Here is a 2,736-nt window from a genome sequence, read left to right on the forward strand (position 1 = left end):
GAAGCTCTCCCGAACCGGCATCCAGACAATAGAGGTAGCCGTCATCGGAGACAAAATAAACCTTACCGGAATCATATACGGGAGCAAACCTTACCGGGCCGTCAACGTAATATCGCCAGAGCTCTTTTCCGTTTCTGGCTGAATAGGCTGTTACTCGGTCGGAGACCATAGAAGGAACAAACAATTTGCCTTCTCCAACAACCGGCTCATAAGAAACATCAAAAGCAAGTTTCCCAATTTGATCGGGATTTCCACCGGTAAAATAATCTTCGTACTGAAACGGCCAGCAACGTTCGGGTTCTTCAAGTTGCCTGGTCCATAACAGCTCAGGGTTGTCCGGCAGGGAGACATCAGCAGATGCCTGTCTTTCCGGATTATACCTCCACATGGGCCAATCATTACGGTCTGAACCACAGCCAAATAAAAAAAATGCAACTCCAACTGTAACAATCAACGGTTTGCGGATAAAACTCACAAAGGAAACAATATCGTCCATATCTGTATATATTTTGTTTGTTAGTCTGTTGTCAGATTTTTCCCTTTAAAGATTTCGGAATAATAGAGCATAAAATTTAAGTCCAAAAATGGTATGGTTTTCCAGCTAACCCGAATTATTCTTGAATAATTCTGCCGCTATTGAAAAACCTGGCTTTTTGCTTCAATAAATTTCGCAAAAAGCCGGTTTTTCTAATGCGGGGTTAAGTTAAAATTTGGTATGGTTTTCCAGCTAAAATAAATATTTCTGTTCAAAAAAAAAATTCTTTTGTGCATTCTATGAGGCGCCCCAAATGAAGGGGTTAGGTATCCCTGTTAATTTTTTTTAAAATTTTACAGGGTATAGTATATGGATATTGGATAAGTCATTCGTTATAGTTATAAACTGGCTGAATTTAAGCCGGATTCTTCACGTCGAACTCACCAAAAAACAAGATGAAAGGAGGCAATTCTGAAATTTTTCCATTCAATCTAATCACACTTAAAAATTCAGAATCATGTCGTTAATAAGTTGTCCAAAATGTACCAGTCAAATTTCAGAAGAGGCAGAGAACTGCCCGAAGTGTGGATATCCCATCTCCCAGATGGCCAAGTTAAAATGGACCATTCAACCCACAAAACGTAGAAAGACAATCGTTGAGGCACAATCCATCTATGCCTGGCTTGTTATTATTCTTGGTTTCATTGTCGTTGTAGCCTTACCGTATGAAAGTGAAGGGAGCATTGTAGGCCGGGCATCCGGTACTGCTCTGATATTGATTGGATTAATCTGGGGGTTTATTGTCGGACTGGAAAGATGGTGGAGTCATTAGGCTCCGAATATTTTTCAGATGTAAACCAAAATGAATACCTTATCTTTCCTCCACTTATCTGTTCTTGTTTGCCGGGATGGAAGAAAAGGAAGGGTACTCTAATGTCAAAAAATTATAATTTTCCCGGAATAAAATTTAGAATTATTCTAAATAGACTAGCCTGATGGCCTTTTATCCGAATAAATCTTTCCTTTCTCTCTCGCTCAATATAAATCATACATTAAGATTCATCATTCCCAAATTTTTATAGCCACAAAATATTGACTTTTTGAATGAAGTTTGATAATTTGGTTCAGAAAATAAAAACAAATTCCAATGTGTGATACTTTTGTTGCAACTCCCGACTGTACTGAAAATCAAAAAATGATTTTCGGGAAAAATTCCGACCGTGAACCCAATGAAGCACAGGCTATCCTCCGTATACCTGCCAGGGAAAGGTCGGAGAAAACGGTAAGATGTACTTATATCAGCATTCCCCAGGCAAAATATACTTATGAAGTCATTTTATCCAAGCCCTTTTGGATGTGGGGCGCGGAAATGGGCATCAACGAAAATGGGTTGGCTCTAGGAAATGAAGCGGTTTTTACAAAGATAAAGATACCCAAAAAAGACAACGGTCTGTCCGGCATGGACTTGCTGCGGCTTGCATTAGAACGAACGGATACTTCGGAAAAAGCCATTGAACTTATAACAAACCTACTGCAAACATATGGTCAGGATGCCAATGGGGGTTATACCAAAAAATTTTATTATCACAACAGCTTCATCATTGCAGATCCGAAAAATGCCTGGGTATTGGAAACAGTCGACAAACACTGGGTAGCTAAAAAAATTAACATTTATTATCCAATTTCCAACAGACTTACCATTGGTTCTGACTATGATCTTTCCAGCGATGGATTAGAAGATTTTGCCGTTCAGCACAAATTATTAAAAAGAGGGAATAAACTAAATTTCAGAAAGGCCTTTTCCGATCGGTTTTATACCTATATGAGCAAGAGCAAAATGAGACACCGGGCACTGTTAAATTCAGCACCGCCTTCAGGTGAATTCAAGTTGAACCATGCAATAGATCTTTTGACGTCTCATTATAAAAACGATCATTTTTCACCCCGTAAGAATTATGGCGGAGGCTCTGTCTGCATGCATGCAAATGGATTTCCAAATCCAATGCATACTGCAGGGTCCATGATTGCAGAAATTGGTAATAACCGAAACACCATCTGGCTAACCGGAACTTCGAATCCATGCCTTTCTGTTTATAAGCCTTTTTTCTTCGGACATAAAACCCTGGAAACCAATTATTTTAAGAACCCTGGCAAAACAGCCGACGATTCTTTGTGGTGGCGTGCCGAAAGATTCCATCGAAAAGTAATGGGCAATTATCAGGAAAGAAGAAGGCAATTCCAAAATGACAGGTTGTCTTTGC

At 39.4% G+C, this 2,736-nt stretch carries 3 protein-coding genes; 2 read left to right on the forward strand and 1 reads right to left on the reverse strand.

Annotated elements, in window-relative coordinates; translation table 11 throughout:
• A partial coding sequence (locus KGY70_20450) for a PQQ-binding-like beta-propeller repeat protein (protein MBS3777576.1) occupies positions 1-496 on the reverse strand: 496 nt, incomplete at its 3' end.
• Positions 497-992: 496 nt separating this feature from the next.
• Between KGY70_20450 and KGY70_20455 the strand changes: the two genes are divergently transcribed.
• Together KGY70_20455 and KGY70_20460 are read left to right on the forward strand one after the other, a co-directional pair.
• On the forward strand, positions 993-1,307 hold the full coding sequence (locus tag KGY70_20455; protein ID MBS3777577.1) for a hypothetical protein: 315 nt from the start codon (positions 993-995) through the stop codon (positions 1,305-1,307).
• 315 nt (positions 1,308-1,622) lie between these two features.
• On the forward strand, positions 1,623-2,736 hold a 1,114-nt coding region (locus KGY70_20460), incomplete at its 3' end, for a C69 family dipeptidase (protein ID MBS3777578.1).

The organism is Bacteroidales bacterium (assembly GCA_018334875.1).
GTDB lineage: Bacteria > Bacteroidota > Bacteroidia > Bacteroidales > UBA12077 > JAGXLC01.